Source organism: Acidovorax sp. HDW3 (assembly GCF_011303755.1).
Lineage (GTDB): Bacteria > Pseudomonadota > Gammaproteobacteria > Burkholderiales > Burkholderiaceae_C > Paenacidovorax.
Window position 1 is genome coordinate 2826387 of the sequence record NZ_CP049885.1, and the last position, 13522, is coordinate 2839908.

The window sequence follows — 13522 nt, forward strand, 5'->3', positions numbered from 1 at the left end:
TGCTAGTATTACAGACGTAATAACAACCCAGCCATCCCGAGGCCGCCATGCACCAGCTCAAACTGACCCAGATCGGCAATTCTGTCGGCGCCATTTTTCCGCGCGAGCTGCTGCATCGCCTGCAGCTGGAGAAAGGCGACAGCCTGTACGTCACCGAAATGCCCGATGGCCTGCGCATCACCAAGGACGACCCGGTGTTTGCCGAACAAATGCAGGCAGCGCGCGACATCATGAAAAAGCGCCGCGCCGTTTTGCACGAGCTGGCCAAGTGAGCCACGCCATGGCGCACTGGCACTGGCTGGCGCGCGACGTCATCGTCGCCATCCACGACATGCAACTGGCCGAACACGGCGGCCTGGCGGGCACCCGCGACGCGGGCCTGCTCGGCTCCGCCCTCGGGCGCGCGCAGCACCTGGCCGCCTACGGCGCGCCCGACCATGCGGCGCTGGCCGCTGCGTATGGCTGGGGTATTTCACGCAACCACCCGTTCATGGATGGCAACAAACGCACGGGCTTCGTGGCAACCGAACTCTTTTTGCAACTCAACGGCTACGAGCTGACCGCCGACGATAGCGCCTGCGTGCTCACCATGCTCGCCGTCGCCGCCGGCGATCTCAGCGAGGACGACTTTGCCACCTGGCTGCGCACGCACAGCCAGCGGCGCAGCGCCGCTTAAACCCCAGCGCCGCCCGCCCCCGCATCGGCCTGCGCCTTGCGCGCCGCAAACTCCGCGCGCAGCGCACGCAGCTTGGCGCGCGGGTCTTCGCGGCTGGTGGCGGCGTCGAGCTTCATCTCGGCAATGAAGCGACTGGGCTGCACGGCCACCACTTCGCGGCCTTTTTTGCGTTTTTTCGTCCAGCTCACCACCAGGCTGCGCTGCGCGCGCGTGATGCCGACGTACATCAGGCGGCGCTCTTCCTGCAGGCGCGCGGCGGTGTCTTCGGTCACTTTTTCCTGCCGGCCCTCGTCGTCATCGAGCTTGAAGGGCAGCATCCCCTCGCACACGCCCACGAGCTGCACGTGCGGCCACTCCAGCCCCTTGCTGGCGTGCAGGGTGGAGAGCACGACCATGTCCTGCTCCTGCTCGCGCTCGGAGATGGTCGAGAGCAGGGCGATGTTCTGCGCCACTTCGAGCAGGCTCTTGACGGGCTGCTCCTGCGTCGTGCCGGCAGCGTCCTGAATCTGCCCCCCGGCGCGCTGCGCCATCCAGTCGCAAAATTCGAGCACGTTGCCCCAGCGGGCGGCGGCCACGCCCTCGCTGTCCTCGCTGTCGTACAGGAATTGCTCGTAGCCGATGTCGTGCAGCCAGTCGGTCAGGAACTGGCGCGCCGCCTCGTGCCCCAGGCTCTGGCGGGCGCGGTATTGCAGGTCATTGATCTGGCGGCCAAATTCGAGCAGACCATCGAGCGCCTTCTTGCCCACCACCGCCGGCAGCATGGCGCTGAACAGGGCGCCAAACATGCTCTCCTTGTGCTGGCTGGCAAACTCGCCCAGCTTGGCCAGCGTGGTGTGGCCGATGCCGCGCTTGGGCGTGGTGATGGCGCGCAAAAAGGCCGGGTCGTCGTCGTTGTTGCCCCACAGGCGAAACCAGGCGCACAGATCGCGGATTTCGGCGCGGTCAAAAAAACTCGTGCCACCCGAGACTTTGTACGGAATGCTGGCCTTGCGCAGCGCCTTCTCGAACGGCTTGGCCTGGTGGTTGGCGCGGTAGAGGATGGCGAAGTCCTTCCACGCCGGCGGCGGGTTGGCACTGGCGCGCAGGCTTTGGATGCGCATCACGGCGCGCTCGGCCTCGTGCTCCTCGTTGTCGCAGTCCTGCACGCGCACGGGCTCGCCCTCGCCCAGTTCGCTGAACAGGGTTTTGGGAAACAGCTTGGGGTTGGGGCCGATGACGTTGTTCGCCGCGCGCAAGATGGCAGACGTCGAGCGGTAGTTTTGTTCGAGCTTGATGACCTTGAGCTGCGGAAAGTCGATCGGCAGTTTTTTCAGGTTGTCCAGCGTCGCACCGCGCCAGCCGTAGATGCTTTGGTCGTCGTCGCCCACGGCGGTCAAGCGGGCGGCATCGCCGACCAAGAATTTGAGCAGCGCGTACTGCGTGGCGTTGGTGTCCTGGTACTCATCGACCAGCACGTGGCCGAGCACGCGCTGCCACTTCTCGCGCACCTCGGGGTGGCCTTTCAAAAGCTGCATGGGCAGGCCGATGAGGTCGTCAAAATCCACGCTCTGGTAGGCCGTCAGGCGCTCCTCGTAGCGCTGCATGAGCAAGGCGATGCTGCGCGCATGGTCGTCCTGCGCCATGGCCAGGGCCTTGCGTGCGCTCCAGCCCTGGTTCTTCCAGGCGCTGATCTGGAACTGCCACTGGCGCGCGGTCGCCAGGTCGGTCGTGCCGCCGGCGCAGTCCTTGAGGATGTTGGTCACGTCGCCCGCGTCCAGGATGCTGAACGAGGGCTTCAAACCCAGCACATGGCCGTCCTCGCGCACCATGCGCACGCCCAGGGCGTGGAAGGTGCACACCAGCACCTCCTTGGCCTTGCGCCCGATCAGGTGCGCGGCGCGCTCGCGCATCTCGGCGGCAGCCTTGTTGGTGAAGGTAATGGCGGCAATGCGCCGGGGCGCCAGGCCCTTGTCGATCAGGTGCGCAATCTTGTGCGTGATGACCCGCGTCTTGCCCGAGCCCGCGCCCGCGAGCACCAGGCAAGGGCCCTCGGTGTAGTGCACGGCTTGGAGTTGGGCAAGGTTCAGACCAGCGGACATGGGCGGGCGCAAAAGCGTTAAATCATAGCCAATGACACAGCCGGGCTCAGCACATATTCTCAGCGCCCGAACGCCCGCTGGGCCTGCGTCCAGGCCGCCAGCCACTCGTACTGGCGTTGCCGGAGCAATGCGGCGGCCTGCAACTGCATCCCTTGCACTTCCAACACTGCCGTACCCGCCACTGTGCCCGACTGCCACGCCTGGTCGATGGCGCTAGCACTGGCCTGATGGCGCTGCAGCTCTTTGCGCGCCAGCACTACCCGCCCCTGGGCGGATGCGATGGCGTGCAAGCCAACATCCGCCTCCACCAACGCTCGCAGCACCGTTTGACGGTACTGTGCATAGGCTTCGTCGGCCCCAGCCTGCGCGACCTGCGCTTGTGCCCGGCGCTGGCCGCCATCGAACAACGGCATGCTCAAGGCGACCTGTGTCGCCCACGCCAGAGCATTCGCCCCCAGCCACTGATCCAGGCCAGGGCTAGCGTACCCGGCATTGCCCGTCAGTATCAGCGTTGGGTAGCGCTCCCGTGCCACCTGCTGCGCACTCTGGGACGCCGCCAACACGCGCTGCCAGGCGGCAGCGACATCAGCCCGCCGCCCCATGACGGTGGCCGGCATGTCAGGCGGCAACGCCCCCGTGAAATCCGCCAGGCGCTCCCACCACTGGGAGTTCTCAGGAACGAGCAGCGCGCCCGGCGCCCGCCCCAGCAACAGAGCCAGCTGCGCGAACGCCGCATGGTGGTGCTGAGACAGCTCGGCCCGCCTGTCCTGGCCGGCATCTTGTGCGCGCTGCGCTTGGCGCAACGATTCCCGAGTACCAATCCCCCCCGCCAAGCGACGTTGCTCAATCTCGACGAGCGTTTGCAACAAGCCCACGGCAACATACTGGGCTACGATGTCGGCTTCCAGCCGACGCAGCTCGACATAGGTCTGCACAATCTCCGATGTCAGCCAACACCGCAGGGCACGCAAGTCCTCGGCACTGGCAAGCGTTTGATGCTCTGCCGCTCGTTGTGCTCGTGACAAACGCCCCAACAAATCGATTTCATAGCGACCTTCAAGTGCCCCCCCCAGACGCCGCTGCCACGCTGGGGGCGTATCGGTACGGGAACCATCCGGATGGTGCAAGCCCATCTGCGGAGTGCGTTCGTGCGCCACGCTCGCCTGTACCCAAAAGGATGGCGCTCGCGCCGCCGCCTTGGCGTCGGCCCAGGCCTGGGCTTGCTCCAGACGGGCCAGCAAGACCTGCAGATCGGCACTATCGCGCATGGCCTGCTCAATCCAGACGTTGAGCGTGTCATCCCCCAAGACCATCCACCACGCAGGTGTGGGATCGGCATCCACCACCACCGGTACGGCGGCAGACCACACCGAGGGCGCGTGCATACGGGCCGGGGGGATGTCTGCCGGCGTTGTACATGCACCAAGAATCAACACTGAAAGGAGCGCAAGCCCATGCTGCATCCGCATCTGACACCTCACAACGCCTGGAAGCGCGCAATGACCCGCTGCCCAATGAGCAGCTCATCGGCCTGTTCGAGCGCAATGACGACCTCCACGACCCGGTTGTCTTGCCGCTCCAGGGGATCGTCGCTGGGCGTGCGCGCCCCCACCACGCGGCCAATACGCAATACATGAGCACGCCACATACGGTGCGGTTGGGCTTGCAACACCACTTGTACGGCCTGCATGGGGCGCACTGCATCCAAGTACTGCTCCTCCAGTTCCGCACGCACAATGCGTGGGCCATCGGGGGCAAAGAGGAACAGGGGCGTAACGTTGAGCGTGCTCACGCCATTGCCTGGGCGTGCCTGGCGCTGAATGATCTGCCCGGAGAGCGGCGCCACTACGGCACGCTCATGCAATTCGCGTTCTGCAACAGCGGCACGTGCACGGGCCGTGGCCGTGTGGGCCTGGGCCGATTGGCGTGCCACCAACGCCAACGCCAAGGCATCACGGGCGCGATCGAGCTCCTGCTGAGGCACCGTTCCAGTGGCGGCCAGGGGTTCGAGGCGACGAACTTCGCGCTCTGCCGCCGTCCATTCGACATGTGCCTTCGCCTGCTCTTTACTGGCTTGGTCGATCTCACGCTGCATCAAAACCAAGTTGCGCTGCGCAAGCTCATCATCCAGCGTTGCCAGTACCTGGCCCGCGAGTACATGCTCGCCCTCCTCCACCAATACCTTGGCAATGACGCCATCACGGCGTGCAGCCAGGCGGATCACACCACCTTCAATATCCACCCGTCCCCGAGCCGTCGCACTGAAAAGCGGCATTGGCTGGGACGGTGGGATTACAGCCGTGTGCGCCGGCACAGTGTCACTGCATGCCAGTACCAATCCCAAGGCAGCGAAACATCCAAAAACTACACCATAGCGCAGCGTGCGCCGCCAAAACTGGCCGTTTACATCAACGCGTGTTTGCATGATCGGTTGTTAGTTACAAAGAAAAAGGGGGTTTTGACGCTCATCGCGCACGATGCAACCATCCTCCAAATGAAGGACACGGTCGGCATGTGACAGCAGCCTGGGATCGTGCGTCACACCCAGCACCGTGGCGCCATGCGTATGAGCGATCTGTTTGAGCAGGTCAATGACGATCTGGCCGTTGACCTTGTCAAGTGCAGAAGTGGGCTCGTCGGCAAACACCAGCGCTGGCTCCTTGGCCAGCGCCCGGGCAATGGCCACCCGTTGTTTTTCCCCACCGGAGAGCTCCGCCGGGCGCAAATGGCTGCGCGTCTGCAAGCCCACTTCAGCCAGTACCTTCCGGGCCCGGGTCTCAGCCTCTGCCCCCCGCAGCCCCAGGTACTGCAGCGGCAAAATGACATTTTCCAAAGCTGTCAGAGCAACAAAAAGATTGAACCCCTGGAACACAAAACCACAGTGCTGTAGCCGAAAACGATCGAGCTCGCGCTCATTGAGTGCCCACAAATCAACCCCCAATGCCTGCACTTGGCCGGTATCTGGGCGCAGCAGGCCCGCCAGCATTGACAACATGGTGCTTTTGCCAGACCCAGAAGGACCGACCACCAGGGTCAGCTCATGCGGAAAAATATGAACCGCACTGTTTTTGATCACCTCAGCACGCACTTTGCCTACGGTGAACGCTTTCGAAATGCCCTGACTCGACAGGGTAGGGGCAAACGCCATAAAGGGGCTCCTTATCGCAACAAAGACGCAGGCTCAGCAGCCAACAAAGGGCGTAACGACAGCCATCCGGACAGCACGGCAATCAACATCATGACTACCCCCGTGCCCGCGACCATCCACCAAGGAAAGGCCAGCGCAATCTGGCCATAACGACCTAAAAGCGCAATCGCAGCAGTGAGCACACCGGTGATCAACAGGCCTGCAGCGCCGACCCACAAAGCCTGCTCCACCACAATGGCGCGCAAGGCCGACTGCGGTACCCCCAGAGCACGCAAAGCGGCAAATTCCTTGATCGACGCCAAAATGGCACCAGAGAGCGTCTGACTGGTAATGACCACGCCGACCATCAATGCCAGCAAAGAAGCAAACCCAGCGCCAATACCCGACCCCGATTCCAACAGCCAGTACACCTGCGATTGAGTGGACAACGCAGCTGCAGACCAGACGCTGTAGCGTGGAATGGCAGCGGTATCAGCAATTTCAGCCGCCACCGTCCCAGGCTCAAAGCCTGACTGAAGCCCCACCAAATAAAACGTTACCTGCCCAGCCGTCTCCGGAGCCAGGCGTTGCATGGTCGACAGCGAGGCGATGACGTTCACCCCACCCACGGAACGGATGCCGTGCACAACACCTGCAATCCGGGCATGGTGGCCATTGATTTCCACTTCAGTGCCCACCTGGGCGCCCAATTTCCGCATGTCGGCGGCGTCAATCAGAATGGCATCGGGTTCACGCAGCAAAGCGCGCTGCGCCAGTGTCAGCAAACGAGCAAACGCCAGGGCGTCGTCGGCCACATCAATACCGCTGACCGTCACCAGCACGGCCACACCGTCCGGGCGCCGCAAATCGCCAAAGGCGCTGGCGAACCGCTCAACCCGAGTCACGCCAGGGTGACGCCACGCCTGGGCATCACTGCCAAGTTGAATGGGACGCCCTAAATCGACACTTTGGGTGTTACGAAAGCCCAGCCAAAGATCAGCACTGGATTGATCCACCACCGCCGACACCGTGCGAAACAGGCCAAGTAGAAGCGCCAGTTGAACCACCACCAGCAGTCCGGCAAACGTGATGGCCATGACTGCCGTCGCATAACGACGCCATTCAAAGAGCAGGCTGGAGCGAGCAACGGAAACCATCCTCACCTCGCATGAACAAAAGTGCCAACAAACTCTCGCACCCCATCCAATTGAAGGCACGCAAAGATTCCAAAAATAATTGACGGAGTAGTTCGTCCAAAAATAAATTGTTTGTTTAACGCCATGGTATGCATTCAGAACGCGTTCATGATTTCAGGGAAAGATGAAACAAGAAACCAGGTCTGCCAACGCGCTGGCGTTGGCCTGAAAATCGATGTCGATGCCCATTTCTGCATCAAACAACAAGCCAGAAAACAGCGCCAGAATCATGTTCGCAGCACCCACGCAGTTAAGCGCTGGCCGAACCCAGCCATTTTTTTGCCCGCGCAGCAACTCCTGCGCCAGCGACTCGCGCAAACGCCGGTCAAATGCCACCCACCGCTGGCGTCCCTCGGAGTCGCGAGCTAACTCTAGCCAGCTATCAGTCCCTAACTCGAAACCTTGAGGCTGCAGTACCTCACGCAATTCCTGCGGAGTGATCCGCGCCAGCCAGCGGATACCGTCACGGGTTGCCAGTTGCTCCAACTCTCTTTTGTAATGCTCAAACTCAATCTCGGCGATCGCCATGATCATCGCGCGCTTGTCCGGGAAATGGCGGAACAAAGTACCTGCACTCATGCCCGCTTCGGTACAAATATCTTCCGTGCGCGCCAAATGAAAGCCCTTCGCCTTAAATACGCGCGCTGCCGCCTGCAAGATGTCCTGACGGCGTTCTTGGTGCAGCGATTCGTTACGAGTGCGAGGCATAAATCAAAAATAAACGGAGCAATTCGTCGCATTATTTCACACATCTTTTTTTTGTCAAGGCACAAAGCAGAGCCTTCAAACACCGCCCCCCCAGCACGATGGCGGCAAGCGCCTGCGTAGCTGTCACATCTCGTGTGATCATATACCCCACAGGAGTTGGGCATTCTTCCAAGCAAGAGAGGTAATGCGCAACGTGGTGGAATCCTTCAAACAGGAGCAATCGACATGAGCCAAGTACACGCGCAAGCACGAACCACACCGCGTACGAGAGCCGAGATCAAAGATTCTCCAGCATCCATTGCACAACTGGCCGAGCTCTACAACATCACCCGTGCGACGGCACGCAAATGGAAGCACCGAGACAGCCCGGATGATCTCTCGCACCGTCCGCACACGCTGCATACAACGCTCTCGCCCGTGCAAGAGGCCATCGCTGTGGAGCTGCGCCGCCTGCTGTTTCTGCCCCTGGATGACCTGCTGGCGGTGGTGCGAGAGTTTGTGAACCCGCAGGTCTCCCGTGCAGGTCTGGATCGTTGCTTGCGCCGCCACGGTGTCTCCAGTTTGCGTGAACTTCAGGCCCAGGCCCAGGCCGACGCAGGCACTGCTGACAAGCCCGTCAAGACCTTCAAGGACTATGAACCAGGCTTTGTGCATGTGGACATCAAATACCTGCCGCAGATGCCCGACGAGCGCCAGCGGCGCTATCTGTTCGTGGCCATAGACCGGGCAACGCGCTGGGTGTTCATGCACATCTATGCCGACCAGAGCGAGGACTCCAGCGTGGACTTCCTGGAGCGTCTGGAGCGTGCAGCACCCATGAAGATCGTCAAACTACTCACCGACAACGGCAGTCAGTTCACGGATCGGTTCACGAACAAAAAACGCGAACCCAGCGGGCGGCACAAGTTCGATGTGCGCTGCAAGGCGTTGGGCATTGAGCACCGGCTGTGTCCGCCGCGTCACCCACAGACCAACGGCATGGTGGAGCGCTTCAACGGGCGTATCAGCGAAATCGTCAGGCAAACGCGCTTTGCATCGGCAGCGCAGCTGGAGGCAACGTTGATGAACTACCTCCAGACCTACAACCACCATATTCCACAGCGTGCACTCAAGCACGTTTCACCCGTTCAGGCGTTGAAGGATTGGTATGCAAAAAAGCCGGAATTGTTCAAGAAGCGTGTTTATAAACAGGCGGGACTTGACACGTAGCAGCGCGTAATGGCCCAGCCTCAAAAATGCCGAAATCCCGATCGTGCATCCTCAACGCGCTTCTGACGCCCTTATGTCACAGATCAACGATTGGTGGGTAGCCTCGGGCACGAATTGGCTATTGGGAACGATGGCCATGGTTGATTCTGCGGCCCGAGGAAGGGCCACCTTTTTCACAGATACGTCTGGGGATGCTGGGGTCAGGCTAGGATGGCGGCCCTGCCCTCCTTCCCCTGTTTTTAACCCCGTTTTCCCCATGCCCCTTGAAGCCCTGCTGGCCTATGGCCACATCCTGGCCATCCTCATGGCCGTGACTTTTTTGGCCAGTGAAACCGCGCTGTGCCGCGCCGAGTGGATGAACGCCGCCGTGGTCGAGCGCCTGGTGCGCCTTGATTTGCTGTGGGGCATTTCGGCGCTGTGCGTGCTGGCCTCGGGCCTGGCGCGCAGCTACTGGGGCATGAAAGGCGCCGACTGGTACTGGGCGCAGCCGCTGCTGCACGCCAAGCTGACGCTGTTCGTGCTGGTGGCGCTGCTGTCGCTGCTGCCAACGCGGCGCTTTTTGCAGTGGCGCCGCACGCTGCGCGCCACGGGCGCACTGCCCAGCGCCGAAGCCCTGCGCGCCACGCGCCGCCTGGTGATGATCGAGGCCCACGCCCTGGTGCTGCTGCCGCTGCTGGGCGTGCTGCTGGCGCGCGGCATCGGCACGCGCTAGCCTCTTTACTGCATTACTGCGGCTGGCACCAGTCGCCAATGTGCTGCAGATAACCGTCGGCGTCCACGCTGGTGATGGGCTGGCCGTGGTTGTAGCCGTAATCGACCAGCAGCACCGGGCAGCCGGCGGCGCGCGCAGCCTGGGCGTCGTTGCCCGAGTCACCGAGCATCAGCGTGCGCGCAGGCGGCGTGCCCAGGGCGGCGCAGGTTTGCAAGAGCGGCAGCGGATCGGGCTTTTTGCGCGCAAAGGCGTCGCCGCCAAAGACATGGTCGAAAAAGCCATCGAGCCCCTTGGTGCGCAGCAGCCCTTCGGCAAACACCTGCGGCTTGTTCGTCAGGCAGGCCAGGCGCAGGCCGGCGCTGCGCAGGCTGTGCAGGCCCTCGGGCACACCGGGGTAGACGCGGGAAAACTCGCCGTTGATGGCGGCGTAGTGGCGCTGGTAGCTGTCCCAGGCGGCAGGGTAGATTGCTTCTATTTTGATAGCTGCTTGCGCTTGCCCATCAAGGGCTAGAGCGTGTTTTAGCACCGATTCAATGAGGTGCTCCGAGCCCTTGCCGACCATGGACTCGATGGCGCTGGCGGCAATGGCCGGCAGCTGCAGCTCGGCCAGCATCCGGTTGAGGGCGGCGTGAAAGTCGCCCAGGGTATCGACCAGTGTGCCGTCGAGATCGACCATGGCGGCATCGAGCCGCCCGGCCCAGGGCGAGGCGCTCATGCCAGCTGCGCGCGCATGGCGTCGATCACGGCCTTGTAGTCGCTCTGGCCAAAGATGGCGCTGCCGGCGACGAAGGTGTCGGCCCCGGCGTCGGCCACGCGGCGGATGTTGTCGGCCTTGATGCCGCCGTCGATCTCCAGGCGAATGTCTTTGCCGCAGGCCTCGATGCGCCGGCGCACGGCCTCGGTCTTGCGCAGCGTGCTCTCAATAAAGCTCTGGCCGCCAAAGCCGGGGTTGACGCTCATGAGCAAGATCAGGTCGAGGTCGTCGATCACCCAGTCGAGCACGTCAAGCGGCATGGCCGGGTTGAAGGTCAGCCCCACCTGGCAGCCGGCGGCCTTGATGGCCTGGATGCTGCGGTGCACGTGCGCCGAGGCGTCGGGGTGAAAGCTGATCAGGTCGGCGCCGGCCTGGGCAAAGGCGCCAGCCAGGGCATCGACGGGCTGCACCATGAGGTGCACGTCGATGGGCGCAGGGCGGCCGTCGGGGTAAACGGCGTGCTTTTTCAGCGCCTGGCAGACCATGGGGCCAAACGTCAGGTTGGGCACGTAGTGGTTGTCCATGACGTCGAAATGAATCCAGTCGGCGCCGGCGGCGAGGACGTTTTTCACCTCTTCGCCCAGGCGGGCAAAGTCGGCCGAGAGGATGGAGGGGGCAATGCGGAAAGTGCGGCTCATGGCGTCAATTGTCGCAGTTACCATTGCCGGATGCCGTCCTACGACTTTCTGGTGCAGGTGCAGCCCGAGTACCTGCCCGAGCAATCCGACCCCAGCGCCGGGCAATACGCCTTTGCCTACACCATCACCATCACCAACCGCAGCGCCGTGCCGGCGCAGCTGATCGCGCGCCACTGGCTCGTGAGCGACGCCCAGGGCCACACCGAGGAGGTGCGCGGCCTGGGCCTGGTCGGCCAGCAGCCGCTGCTGGCACCGGGCGAGACGTTTCGCTACACCAGCGGCTGCCACCTGCGCACGGCCAGCGGCACCATGCATGGCAGCTACCTGGGCGTGAGCGACCAGGGCGAGGTGTTTGCCGTACCCATCCCGCTGTTCGTACTCGAAGCCTCGATGGACGACGGCCCCCTGCGCGAAAGGGTTTTGCACTGATGTTTCGCCCCCCACCGCTTGACTTGCCGCAGCTGCTGGCGCAGCTCCAACCCAACGCCCCCATGGCCGAGCGCCACCTGTGGCTGATCCACCTGTGCGCCTGGGTGCGCGGCGACGGCCACACGGTGAGCGCCGCCCGCGACCGCCTGCAACTGCTCATCCACAGCCTGCAGGCCGACGCCGATGCACAGGCGCGCCTGCAAGCCTGGTGGGCGCAGCTGGTCGATAGCGTGGACATGACCACCTTGCTCGCCGACTTTGGCTTTGCCCCGCGCACGGCGTTTTTGAGTGAATTTTCGGCACGCCTGCGCAGCAAGCTGATGCCGACCACACCCGAGACCATAGACGCCTCGGAGCTGTTCGCCCTGGCGCTGCACAAGCCGTTCGACGCCCAATGGCTGACATCCCTGGGCGAAGAACCGCTGCAGGCCCTGGTGGTGCTGCTGACGGGCAACGAGGGCGAGGGCAGCCGCCAGCGCTGGCAGGCCGTGCTGCTCGACGCCATCACCTACTGCGCCGGGCAGATGCTGGCCAACGGCTTTGCGCCCGAACTGCGCCTGCGCATGAGCGAGGCCGCACGCGAGGCCCAGCCCTTTCACGCCCTGCTGCGCGAGATTGAAACCCTGCGCGTCGAGGTGCTGCACCCACTGCGCACCGGCGAGCGCCAGGACACCGCTGTGCAGCGCCTGCGCGAGCGCCTGGACGCCTGCCGCAGCGCCGTCAACACCGTGTACCAGCACTTTGGCGACGAAGGCATCTCCGTCGGCCTGGTGTTTCGCCTGCGCCAGCTGCGCGAGCGCATCCTGCGTGTGCGCGCGCTGCTCGATTGCCTGCTCTCGCCACAACCGGCGAGCGCCGCCGCGCAGCTGCTGGCACGCCTGGTGCAAGTCGGGCGCGAGCGCCACAGCCTGGGCGCGCTGATCGCCGCCAACAGCTCGCTGGTGGCCGCCAAGGTGGCCGAGCGCAGCGCTGAGACGGGCGAGCACTACATCACCCGCGACCGCAGCGAATATTTCTCCATGGTGCGCATGGCCGCTGGCGGCGGCGCCGTCATGGCCTTGACGACGCTGGCCAAGTTCGGCCTGTACGCGCTGGCGCTGTCGGCCTTCTGGGCCGGCTTTGCCGCCGGGCTGAACTACGCCATCAGCTTCGTGCTCATCCAGCTGCTGCACTTCACCGTGGCCACCAAGCAGCCGGCGATGACGGCGCCGGCCATGGCGGCCAAGCTGAAAAACCTGGAAGACGCAACCGCCATCGAAGAATTCGTGGACAAAGTCACGCAGCTGGTGCGCTCGCAGGTGGCCGCCGTGCTCGGCAACGTGCTGCTGGTGCTGCCCTGCGCATTCTTGCTCGCCTGGCTGATCGGGCTCTGGCGCGGCCAGCCGGCGCTGGACGCGGAACACGCCCAGCACACCCTGCAGTCGCTGAGCCTGTGGGGGCCGTCGCTGCTGTTTGCCGCCTTCACCGGGGTGCTGCTGTTTGCGTCGAGCATCCTCGCCGGCTGGGTGGAGAACTGGTTTGTGCTCAACCGGCTCGATTCGGCCATTCAGTACAACCCGCGCATCACCGCCTGGCTCGGGCGCGAACGCGCCGCACGCTGGGCCCCATCGCTGCGCGCCAATATCTCGGGCTACGCCGCCAACATCTCGCTGGGCTTCATGCTGGGCCTGACGCCGGCCTTTGCCGCCTTCTTCGGCCTGGGGCTGGAGGTGCGCCACGTCACCCTGTCCACCGGCCAGATCGGCGTCGCCGGCGCCAGCCTGGGCTGGGCCGTGCTGCACGAGCCGGCGCTGTGGTGGGCGGCGGCCATGATCCCGTTCAACGGCGCGCTCAACGTCGGCGTGAGTTTTTACCTCGCCTTCCGCCTGGCGCTGCGCGCGCACAACGTCAGCGGCGTCGAGCGCGGGCGCATCTACCAGGCCCTGCGCCAGCGCCTGCGCCAGCAGCCGCTGGGCTTTTTCCTGCCGTAAACCCCTTTCAGCCTTGCAGGTACCC

General features: G+C 63.7%; 14 protein-coding genes. 6 read left to right on the forward strand and 8 right to left on the reverse strand.

All coding sequences use genetic code 11. The annotated features are described in order from the left end of the window. Positions 1-47 precede the first annotated feature (47 nt). Both G7045_RS13075 and G7045_RS13080 read left to right on the forward strand, forming a co-directional pair. Positions 48-272, forward strand: a complete 225-nt coding sequence (locus G7045_RS13075) for an AbrB/MazE/SpoVT family DNA-binding domain-containing protein (RefSeq protein ID WP_166160026.1) — start codon at positions 48-50, stop codon at positions 270-272. 8 nt (positions 273-280) lie between these two features. Then, entirely contained in the window at positions 281-676 is a 396-nt protein-coding gene (locus G7045_RS13080) for a type II toxin-antitoxin system death-on-curing family toxin (protein WP_166160027.1), read from the forward strand. Here the strand turns inward: G7045_RS13080 and G7045_RS13085 are convergent. The 6 genes from G7045_RS13085 to G7045_RS13110 form a co-directional block, all read right to left on the reverse strand. Continuing rightward, a complete protein-coding gene (locus G7045_RS13085; RefSeq protein WP_166160028.1) occupies positions 673-2754 on the reverse strand; it encodes an ATP-dependent helicase in 2082 nt (693 codons plus the stop codon). The genes G7045_RS13080 and G7045_RS13085 overlap by 4 nt on opposite strands. Before the next feature lie 59 nt (positions 2755-2813). Continuing rightward, the gene (locus tag G7045_RS13090) at positions 2814-4139 is read right to left on the reverse strand and encodes an efflux transporter outer membrane subunit (RefSeq protein ID WP_240919230.1); all 1326 of its coding nucleotides are present in this window, start codon (positions 4137-4139) and stop codon (positions 2814-2816) included. A gap of 92 nt (positions 4140-4231) precedes the next feature. Continuing rightward, complete coding sequence (locus G7045_RS13095) at positions 4232-5179, reverse strand: HlyD family secretion protein (RefSeq protein ID WP_370521658.1); 948 nt, start codon at positions 5177-5179, stop codon at positions 4232-4234. A gap of 9 nt (positions 5180-5188) precedes the next feature. Then, entirely contained in the window at positions 5189-5902 is a 714-nt protein-coding gene (locus tag G7045_RS13100; RefSeq protein WP_166160031.1) for an ABC transporter ATP-binding protein, read from the reverse strand. An 11-nt stretch (positions 5903-5913) separates the two neighbouring features. Beyond that, positions 5914-7038, reverse strand: a complete 1125-nt coding sequence (locus G7045_RS13105; protein ID WP_166160032.1) for an ABC transporter permease — start codon at positions 7036-7038, stop codon at positions 5914-5916. Positions 7039-7191: 153 nt separating this feature from the next. Continuing rightward, positions 7192-7785 carry a TetR/AcrR family transcriptional regulator gene (locus tag G7045_RS13110; protein ID WP_166160033.1) on the reverse strand — a complete coding sequence of 198 codons (594 nt, stop codon included), beginning with the start codon at positions 7783-7785 and terminating at the stop codon, positions 7192-7194. A 225-nt stretch (positions 7786-8010) separates the two neighbouring features. Between G7045_RS13110 and G7045_RS13115 the strand changes: the two genes are divergently transcribed. Both G7045_RS13115 and G7045_RS13120 read left to right on the forward strand, forming a co-directional pair. Next, complete coding sequence (locus G7045_RS13115; protein ID WP_166160034.1) at positions 8011-8994, forward strand: IS481 family transposase; 984 nt, start codon at positions 8011-8013, stop codon at positions 8992-8994. Positions 8995-9250: 256 nt separating this feature from the next. Beyond that, positions 9251-9706 (forward strand): DUF2214 family protein, encoded by a 456-nt coding sequence (locus tag G7045_RS13120; protein ID WP_166160035.1) that lies wholly within the window; start codon positions 9251-9253, stop codon positions 9704-9706. Between the two features lie 13 nt (positions 9707-9719). Here G7045_RS13120 and gph read toward each other — a convergent pair whose 3' ends face one another. After that, the gene (gene gph, locus G7045_RS13125; protein ID WP_166160036.1) at positions 9720-10421 is read right to left on the reverse strand and encodes a phosphoglycolate phosphatase; all 702 of its coding nucleotides are present in this window, start codon (positions 10419-10421) and stop codon (positions 9720-9722) included. Continuing rightward, on the reverse strand, positions 10418-11098 hold the full coding sequence (gene rpe, locus G7045_RS13130; protein ID WP_166160037.1) for a ribulose-phosphate 3-epimerase: 681 nt from the start codon (positions 11096-11098) through the stop codon (positions 10418-10420). The genes gph and rpe overlap by 4 nt, the downstream gene beginning before the upstream one ends. Positions 11099-11128: 30 nt before the next feature. Between rpe and apaG the strand changes: the two genes are divergently transcribed. Together apaG and G7045_RS13140 are read left to right on the forward strand one after the other, a co-directional pair. Beyond that, positions 11129-11527 carry a Co2+/Mg2+ efflux protein ApaG gene (gene apaG, locus G7045_RS13135; protein ID WP_166160038.1) on the forward strand — a complete coding sequence of 133 codons (399 nt, stop codon included), beginning with the start codon at positions 11129-11131 and terminating at the stop codon, positions 11525-11527. Next, positions 11527-13497, forward strand: coding sequence for a site-specific recombinase (locus G7045_RS13140; RefSeq protein ID WP_166160039.1), 1971 nt, complete (start codon positions 11527-11529; stop codon positions 13495-13497). The genes apaG and G7045_RS13140 overlap by 1 nt, the downstream gene beginning before the upstream one ends. Positions 13498-13522: the final 25 nt, after the last annotated feature.